General features: G+C 69.8%; 8 protein-coding genes. 4 read left to right on the top strand and 4 right to left on the bottom strand.

Annotated features, from left to right (window positions below):
• Positions 1-184: 184 nt before the first annotated feature.
• Together groL and groES are read right to left on the bottom strand one after the other, a co-directional pair.
• Positions 185-1,840: a chaperonin GroEL gene (gene groL, locus COGEMETH_RS10175; RefSeq protein ID WP_238182466.1), complete on the bottom strand. Its 1,656-nt coding sequence runs from the start codon at positions 1,838-1,840 to the stop codon at positions 185-187.
• Between the two features lie 86 nt (positions 1,841-1,926).
• A complete protein-coding gene (groES, locus tag COGEMETH_RS10170; RefSeq protein ID WP_056094907.1) occupies positions 1,927-2,214 on the bottom strand; it encodes a co-chaperone GroES in 288 nt (95 codons plus the stop codon).
• Between the two features lie 225 nt (positions 2,215-2,439).
• Here groES and COGEMETH_RS10165 point away from each other — a divergent pair, with 225 nt between their 5' ends.
• Entirely contained in the window at positions 2,440-3,444 is a 1,005-nt protein-coding gene (locus COGEMETH_RS10165) for a CorA family divalent cation transporter (protein WP_238182465.1), read from the top strand.
• On the opposite strand, the gene COGEMETH_RS10160 is transcribed toward COGEMETH_RS10165, so the two are convergent.
• A complete protein-coding gene (locus tag COGEMETH_RS10160) occupies positions 3,445-3,825 on the bottom strand; it encodes a hypothetical protein (protein WP_238182464.1) in 381 nt (126 codons plus the stop codon). It abuts the gene before it with no gap.
• Positions 3,826-4,046: 221 nt separating this feature from the next.
• Between COGEMETH_RS10160 and COGEMETH_RS10155 the strand changes: the two genes are divergently transcribed.
• From COGEMETH_RS10155 to COGEMETH_RS10145, 3 genes are all read left to right on the top strand, one after another.
• Positions 4,047-5,000, top strand: a complete 954-nt coding sequence (locus COGEMETH_RS10155; RefSeq protein ID WP_238182467.1) for an acetyl-CoA carboxylase carboxyltransferase subunit alpha — start codon at positions 4,047-4,049, stop codon at positions 4,998-5,000.
• The gene (locus COGEMETH_RS10150; protein WP_238182463.1) at positions 4,997-5,725 is read left to right on the top strand and encodes a DUF1796 family putative cysteine peptidase; all 729 of its coding nucleotides are present in this window, start codon (positions 4,997-4,999) and stop codon (positions 5,723-5,725) included. Before COGEMETH_RS10155 ends, COGEMETH_RS10150 begins: the two co-directional genes overlap by 4 nt.
• Before the next feature lie 139 nt (positions 5,726-5,864).
• The gene (locus tag COGEMETH_RS10145; protein ID WP_238182462.1) at positions 5,865-7,352 is read left to right on the top strand and encodes a L,D-transpeptidase family protein; all 1,488 of its coding nucleotides are present in this window, start codon (positions 5,865-5,867) and stop codon (positions 7,350-7,352) included.
• 84 nt (positions 7,353-7,436) lie between these two features.
• Here the strand turns inward: COGEMETH_RS10145 and COGEMETH_RS10140 are convergent, their stop codons facing one another.
• Positions 7,437-7,607, bottom strand: coding sequence for a YqaE/Pmp3 family membrane protein (locus COGEMETH_RS10140; RefSeq protein ID WP_238182461.1), 171 nt, complete (start codon positions 7,605-7,607; stop codon positions 7,437-7,439).
• Positions 7,608-7,842: the final 235 nt, after the last annotated feature.

Here is a 7,842-nt window from a genome sequence, read left to right as displayed (position 1 = left end):
AGTTACAAGGGACGCGCGCTATGACAGGCCTCCCGGACTGAATTGTAAAACCTGTCTAGGCCGTCGCTCTGCGGGGGAGGGAGGAGCCCGTGCAGGATTTCGCCCCAGTCGAGACGATGCGCGCAAGAAAAAAGGGGCCGCCTTTCGGCGACCCCTCTCGTCTCTTGGCGGATGGCGCGTGGACTTAGAAGTCCATGCCGCCCATGCCGCCGCCGCCCATGCCGCCGCCGCCGCCGCCCATGCCGCCGGACTCCTTCTTGGGAGAATCGGCGATCATGGCCTCGGTGGTGACCAGCAGGCCGGCGACCGAGGCCGCGTCCTGCAGGGCGGTGCGCACGACCTTGGCCGGATCGATGATGCCGGCCTGGATCATGTCGACGTACTCTTCCGTCTGGGCGTTGAAGCCGTAGGTCTCGGAGCTCGTGTTGTCGGTGATCTTGCCGACGACGATGGAGCCCTCGACGCCCGAGTTCTGGGCGATCTGACGGATCGGGGCCTCGAGCGCCTTGAGCACGATCTTGATGCCGGCCTGGACGTCGGGGTTGTCGCTGTGGAGGGCGGCGACCGCCTTCTTGGCGCGCAGCAGCGCGGTGCCGCCGCCGGGGACGATGCCTTCCTCGACCGCCGCGCGGGTGGCGTTGAGGGCGTCGTCGACGCGGTCCTTCTTCTCCTTGACCTCGACCTCGGTCGCGCCGCCGACGCGGATCACCGCGACGCCGCCGGCGAGCTTGGCCAGGCGCTCCTGGAGCTTCTCCTTGTCGTAGTCCGAGGTGGTCTCCTCGATCTGCGCCTTGATCTGGCCGACGCGGGCCTCGATGTCGGCCTTCTCGCCCGAGCCGTCGATGATCGTGGTGGTCTCCTTCTCGATGCGGACGCGCTTGGCGCGGCCGAGCATCGGGAGCGTCACGTTCTCGAGCTTGATGCCGAGGTCCTCGGCGATCATCTGACCCTGCGTCAGGATCGCGATGTCCTCGAGCATGGCCTTGCGGCGGTCACCGAAGCCCGGAGCCTTGACGGCCGCGACCTTGAGGCCGCCGCGCAGCTTGTTCACCACGAGGGTGGCGAGCGCCTCGCCCTCGATGTCCTCGGCGATGATGACCAGCGGCTTGCCGGTCTGCACCACGGCCTCGAGCACCGGCAGCATCGCCTGGAGCGACGACAGCTTCTTCTCGTGGATGAGGATGTAGGGGTCCTCGAGCTCGGCGACCATCTTCTCGGCGTTGGTGATGAAGTAGGGCGAGAGGTAGCCGCGGTCGAACTGCATGCCCTCGACCACGTCGAGCTCGGTCTCGGCGGTCTTGGCCTCCTCGACGGTGATGACGCCCTCGTTGCCGACCTTCTGCATCGCGTGAGCGATCATCTTGCCGATCTCGACGTCGCCGTTCGACGAGATCGTGCCGACCTGGGCGACCTCTTCGGAGGAGGCGACCTTCTTGGCGCGCGCCGTGATGTCCTTGACGGCGGCCTGCGTGGCGAGGTCGATGCCGCGCTTGAGGTCCATCGGGTTCATGCCGGCGGCGACGTACTTGGCGCCTTCGCGCACGATCGCCTGGGCGAGCACGGTCGCGGTCGTGGTGCCGTCGCCGGCGATGTCGTTGGTCTTCGAGGCCACTTCGCGCACCATCTGGGCGCCCATGTTCTCGAACTTGTCGGCGAGCTCGATCTCCTTGGCGACGGTGACGCCGTCCTTGGTGATGCGCGGGGCGCCGAAGCTCTTCTCGATCACGACGTTGCGGCCCTTGGGGCCCAGCGTCACCTTCACCGCGTCGGCGAGGATGTCCACGCCGCGCAGCATCTTGTCACGGGCGTCGGAGGAGAAACGAACGTCTTTCGCTGCCATGTGCAGGATTCCTTTTCGTCAGGGGGACAAGCCCCAAGGCCGGAGGCGGCCTCGAAGGGCTGGGTTTGGCGAAGTGTCCGAACGTCCTAGGCGACGACGCCCATGATGTCGGATTCCTTCATGATCAGGAGATCCTGACCGTCGATCTTGACCTCGGTGCCGGACCACTTGCCGAACAGGACGCGGTCGCCGGCCTTCACGTCGAGGGGGTTGATGCGGCCGGCCTCGTCGCGGGCACCGGGGCCGACGGCGACGATCTCGCCTTCCTGCGGCTTCTCCTTGGCGGTGTCCGGGATGATGATGCCGCCCTTGGTCTTCTCCTCGCCTTCGATGCGACGGACGACGACACGGTCGTGCAGCGGACGGAACTTCATGAGCTGCCCTCTTGCTTCAAATGGGGAACTGGCGTTGATGCGGCCCCGCGAGGCCGCCTCGAACCTGGGTCGTTAGCACTCGCTTCGGGTGAGTGCCAAGCCTGCGGCGGGATAGCCACAGACGACCGGCAAGTCAAGGCGATCGGCCTGCGAACGCCCCGGAACAGGGGATGAAATCCCCATGACCCGCGGTTTACGGAAACACGCATCCATGACCGGTCTGCCATGATCAGCCTCCATGGTCCCGAAGGCGCGATCGCGCGGGCGGCGGAGGCGGGCGCCGGCCACGGCCTGCCCGGACACACGGTCTGGATCGACCTGAACGACCCGAGCGCCGAGGAGGCGGCCGAGGTCGAGGCGGCCACCGGCATCCGCGTGCCATCGCGCAAGGCGCTGAGCGAGGTGGAATCGTCGAGCCGCCTGCGCCGGCTGAAGACCGGCCTGTCCCTCTCGACCCCGATGATCACCTTCGAGCGCACGGATTCGCAGTTGAAGCCGCTGGGCTTCGTCCTGACCAGGGACCACCTCGTCACCGTGCGCTTCCACGACCTGCGCGCCTTCGGCGAGGTGGGCAAGCGCCTCGGCGAGGGCGACGGCGCCGCATCGACCAGCACGGAGGTGTTCCTGCTGCTGATCGAGGAGCTGGTCGACAGCCTCGCCGACGCCCTGGAGGACATGAGCGCCGAACTCGACGGCCTCTCGACCCGGATCTTCGACTTCGACGTGCGCGGGCGGCGGGGGAAGACGGGCGACGCGCCGCCGCCCCGCCGCCGCGACCTTGCGCTGCGCCGCATCCTGCGCGGCATCGCCCGGCGGGGGAAGGCGCTCGGCCGGATTCGCGCGAGCCTCCTCGGCCTGGAGCGGATCGTGCCCTACGTCGCCGGTTCCTGCGAGGACCTGCTCGGCCAGGAGGAGACCGGGCGCTTCGAGACCATCCGCCGGGACATCGACTCCCTCGACGAGTTCGAGACCCGGCTCTCCGAGAACGTGCAGTTCCTGCTCGACGCGGCGCTGGGCCTGATCAACATCGAGCAGAACAACGTCTTCCGGGTGCTGACCGTGGTCTCGGTGGTGGGCGTTCCGCCGACGCTGATCGCCTCCATGTACGGCATGAACTTCAAGCACATGCCGGAGCTGGAATGGGCCTACGGCTATCCCTACGGCCTCGCGCTGATCCTGATCAGCGCGCTCGTCCCGATCGTGTTCTTCCGCGTCAAGGGCTGGTTCTGATCAGTCGATCGGGGCCTGGGCCGGGTCGGTCGCCACCGGCTCGTCGGGGATGCGCGGCGCGGCCAGCCGCTGCCGGCGCGGGGGGGCCGCATCGGTGCAGCCGGCGCAGATGCTGCGGGTGGCCTGGCGCACCCGCGCGTCGATCTTGCGCTGGATCGCGTCGATCTTGGCCTCGCTGTCGCGGGCGGCGCTCTCGGTCTCGGGCTTGAGGTAGAAGTCGCGCCGCTTCACGCCCTCGGTGGGCGGAGCGAGCTTGGCGATCGCCTCCATCGGGGGCGGCGGGGCGGGGGGCGCCGGCGGCCGGGGCGCCTGGGCCGCCGCCGGCACGGCGAGGAGGGCGAGGGAAGCGGCGGCGAGCAGGGTCGTGGCGCGTGCGGTCATGGGAGCAGGAGAGGGCCCAATCGCGGCCTGAGGATGGCGGCCCGCCCCCGGCGGCGGTGCCGTCCGCGCGAGACCCGTGACGGTTGACAGGCCGGCACGCTTCGCCAACACCTCGCGCCCATCGCAAGGGACGCCCTGCCGCCGCGCCTCCCGTGCCGGCGCTGCGGCGCGGCTGCCCGGCGCACCGCGACGAACAGGACGCTTGTGACACGATGGCGGTGATGCGCTCCTACCTCGACTTCGAGAAGCCGGTCGCCGAACTCGAGGCGAAGCTCGAGGAATTGCGGGCGGTGGGCGCCCGCGACGGCGCCGTCTCGATCAGCGAGGAGGTCGGGCGCCTGGAGGTCAAGGCGGGCCACGCGCTGGCCGAGATCTACGCCAACCTCACGCCCTGGCAGAAGACGCAGGTCGCCCGCCACCCCCAGCGCCCCCACTTCGTGGATTACTGCGCCGGGCTGATCGAGGAGTTCACGCCGCTGGCCGGCGACCGCACCTTCGGCGAGGACGAGGCCATCGTCGGCGGCTTCGGGCGTTTCCGCGGGCGGCCCGTCTGCGTGCTCGGCCAGGAGAAGGGCGCCACCACCGAGGCGCGCCTGCGCCACAATTTCGGGATGGCCCGGCCCGAGGGCTACCGCAAGGCCGTGCGCCTGATGGAGCTGGCCGACCGCTTCGGCCTGCCGGTCCTGGCCTTCGTGGACACGGCGGGCGCCTTCCCCGGCATCGAGGCGGAGGAGCGCGGGCAGGCCGAGGCCATCGCCCGCTCCACCGAGGCCTGCCTGGGGCTCGGCGTGCCCAACGTCGCCCTCATCATCGGCGAGGGCGGCTCGGGCGGCGCCATCGCGCTCGCCACCGCCAACCGCGTCCTGATGCTGGAGCACGCGATCTACGGCGTGATCTCGCCCGAGGGCGCCGCCTCGATCCTGTGGCGCGACCAGGGCCGGGCGCACGAGGCTGACACCGCCATGAAGATCACGGCGCAGGACCTGCTGCGGCTCGGCGTCATCGACGCGATCGTGCCGGAGGCCACCGGCGGGGCGCACCGCGACCGGGACGGGGCGATCCGGGCGGCCGGCGAGGCGCTCTCGGGCGCGCTCAAGGAGTTCGAGGGCCTCGGACCGGCCGAGATCCGCGACCGGCGCGCCCAGAAGTTCCTCGACATCGGCCGCAAGCTTTGAGCCCAGGCGGGGTTTTCCGCGGGGCGCTCGGACGGCTCGGCCTGCGCCTGGGACGGGGCGAGGCACGCGAACCGGGTGCCGACAACCACGTCTCGCTGGGCAGCCATTGCCAGATGGCGCACGCCCTGAAGACCCTGAACCTGCGCCACTGGTCCGGTCCCTTCGACTGGATCTTCTCCATGCCGGGCATGGCCCGCGACTGCCTCGCCGACGACTTCGCCGCCCTCCTCGACCGCACGCAACTGGAGACCATCCCCGAGGCCGAGCGGCGCGGGCCGGACATCTGGCGCGGGCGCCACCGGCTCTACCGCGCGCGGCACGGCCTGGAATGCATCTTCAACCATCACGACCCGGCCGGGAGCGAGGCGGATTACGCCTTCCTGGCGGACGGCGTGCGCCGGCTGCGCACGGCCCTCGATTCGGCCGGCACCCGGAACCGGTTCTGGATGATGACGCACCTGCACACCCCGCAGGACGTGGCGATCGACATCTGCGACCTTTTGGCGCAGCGTCGAAGCCGGAACCATTTAACCTTCCTGCAACTCCTGCCCGGCCGGCCCGCCTGCCGCGTCGAGGCCACGGAGATCCGGCCCGATCTGCGCTGGCTCACGGTGGAGACTCCCTCGGCGCCGGTGGGCCTGCGCCTCGCCGACCCGGCCGACGACGCCGTCCTGATCGCGGCGATTGCGGCGGAAGCGGCGCGCGCGCCCGCCGCGTTCCCATGATCCACAGGGCGGCGCCCTGTGGCGCCCGTGTCATTGCGGTAACGATGGCGCAAGTTTAACGACGCTACAGAGTTGGGGAGTGGCGCCCGACGCCGGCAAATGCCCGCGGGCGGTCTATAGCGAGGACGAGGTTCCCCCCATGGCTGTGTACCCGGCTGTGCGTCCGCTGGTGGTTGCGGCCCTGCTCGCCTTCGGCCTGGCCGCCTGCCAGGACGGCGGCATCGGCGGTCCGTCGACCCGGCACCTGACGCCGATCCCGACCCAGACCCTGTCCCTGATGCAGACCAAGGGCATGCAGCAGGCCGACCCCATCCTGATCCGCGCCTACAAGAAGGAAGCGGAGATGGAGGTGTGGAAGAAGGGCACGAACGGCCAGTACGCCCTGCTCAAGACCTTCCCGATCTGCCGCTGGTCCGGCCAGCTCGGCCCCAAGACCAAGCAGGGCGACCGGCAGGCGCCGGAGGGATTCTACACGATCACGCCGGGCCAGATGAACCCGAATTCTTCGTATTTCCTCTCCTTCGACACGGGTTATCCGAACGCCTACGACCGGGCCAACGGGCATACCGGCAACTACATCATGGTCCACGGCACCTGCTCCTCGGCCGGGTGCTTCGCCATGACCGACGCCTCGATCTCGGAGATCTACGCCATCGCCCGCGAGGCGTTCTCCGGCGGCCAGCGCTCGTTCCAGTTCCAGTCCTACCCGTTCCGGATGACGGCCATGAACATGGCCAAGTACCGCAACGATCCGAACGCGCCGTTCTGGCGCAACATCAAGGAGGGCTCGGACTACTTCGAGGCCCTGCGCGAGGAGCCCCGCGTCGGCCTGTGCGGCAGCAAATATGTGTTCGGCGGCGCGGACGCGGCCGCGGGCTCCTGCACCCCGAAGGTCGAAACGCTGGTGGCCGAGAAGCGCGCCCGCGACAACCAGGAGATCGCCGAACTCGTCGCCAAGGGCACGCCGGCCACCCGCGTCGTCTACCAGGACGGCGACCAGAACCCGGTGTTCCGCTCCCAGAAGCCCACGGCCTTCGCCAGCCTCGGATCGTCCGCGCAGGAACTGCCCTACGACGAGACGGTGTTCGGCCGGCACCATCTCGGCGACGTCAGCCGCCCGGAGACCCTGGCCGCCGGCCCCCAGGAGATCGAGGTCGACGCCAAGGGCAAGCCGATGATGACGGCCGCCATCGACGCGCCGATCCCGACCAAGGCTGCGGCGGCCGCCCTGGCCAAGCCGAACGGGAAGGTGGTGCCCGGCAAGCCGGCGCCCCGGACCCTGATGGCCAAGCAGCCGGACAGCGCCGCTGACACCAAGCTCGCGGACGCGGCCAAGCCCGCCGACCCCGCCAGGCCCACCCGGATCGCGGTGGCCGACGCGGACGGCGACCCGAGCGCCTACCAGAAGCTCCTGGGCAGCCTGCTCAAGAAGGAGGCCCCGGTGCCGGCGACGCCAGCGACGGACGCGGCCACCGCCGAGCCGGTCAAGCTTGCGCACACGGCGCAGGTCAAAGGCCAGGCCGCCCCGCACGCCGCGCGCAAGGATGCGGTCGCGCCGAAGGCCACGAAGACCGCCAAGGCCGAGACCGGCAAGGCCGAGACGGCGAAGTCCGACAAGACGCCCTGACGGCCGGGATGCGAATGGCCGACGCGGGAACACCGAGGGTGCCGGGCCGCAGGCCCGGCAACCTATTTCTCGCGGTCGTGTGCCTCAGAGCGGCCGGTCGCGGGTGATGATCCAGACGGCGTGGATCATGCCGGGGATGCCGAACATCAGCGTCAGCAGGATGTTGAGCAGGAACTGGAGGCCGAAGCCGACCGTGATCAGGACGGCGACCGGCGGCAGGAAGATCGCGAGCAGGACTTTGACGAGCGTCGACACGGCGGCTCCGGGAGTGGATGGTTCAGCCGGGCCAACAAAGCTCGGCCTTGTCCGTTCCCTTACGGCCTAAGCGGCCCGGGTCCAACCGCACGCCGGATCGGGCCGTGACGCAGTCCGAAATCCGACCGGCTGTCCGTACCGGCTGGCAACCGGACTCGGGCCTTTCGCCCCGAAGCCGCTACGGCCTGCACGGTTTGCGAACGTAGCGCGCGCCTCCCCCTTGTAACTTGCCCTC

Origin of the sequence: Methylobacterium trifolii (genome assembly GCF_022179685.1) — a bacterium.
Lineage (GTDB): Bacteria > Pseudomonadota > Alphaproteobacteria > Rhizobiales > Beijerinckiaceae > Methylobacterium > Methylobacterium trifolii.
Note: the sequence above shows the minus strand (reverse complement) of the source record. Positions and strands in the feature narration are given on the sequence as shown.

Bases quoted from the DNA above. Each gene is read 5' to 3' on its own strand.
- groL (WP_238182466.1), bottom strand. From the start codon at position 1,840: ATGGCAGCGAAAGACGTTCGTTTCTCCTCCGACGCCCGTGACAAGATG.
- COGEMETH_RS10160 (WP_238182464.1), bottom strand. From the start codon at position 3,825: ATGACCGCACGCGCCACGACCCTGCTCGCCGCCGCTTCCCTCGCCCTC.
- COGEMETH_RS10165 (WP_238182465.1), top strand. From the start codon at position 2,440: ATGATCAGCCTCCATGGTCCCGAAGGCGCGATCGCGCGGGCGGCGGAG.
- COGEMETH_RS10145 (WP_238182462.1), top strand. From the start codon at position 5,865: ATGGCTGTGTACCCGGCTGTGCGTCCGCTGGTGGTTGCGGCCCTGCTC.
- groES (WP_056094907.1), bottom strand. From the start codon at position 2,214: ATGAAGTTCCGTCCGCTGCACGACCGTGTCGTCGTCCGTCGCATCGAA.
- COGEMETH_RS10155 (WP_238182467.1), top strand. From the start codon at position 4,047: ATGCGCTCCTACCTCGACTTCGAGAAGCCGGTCGCCGAACTCGAGGCG.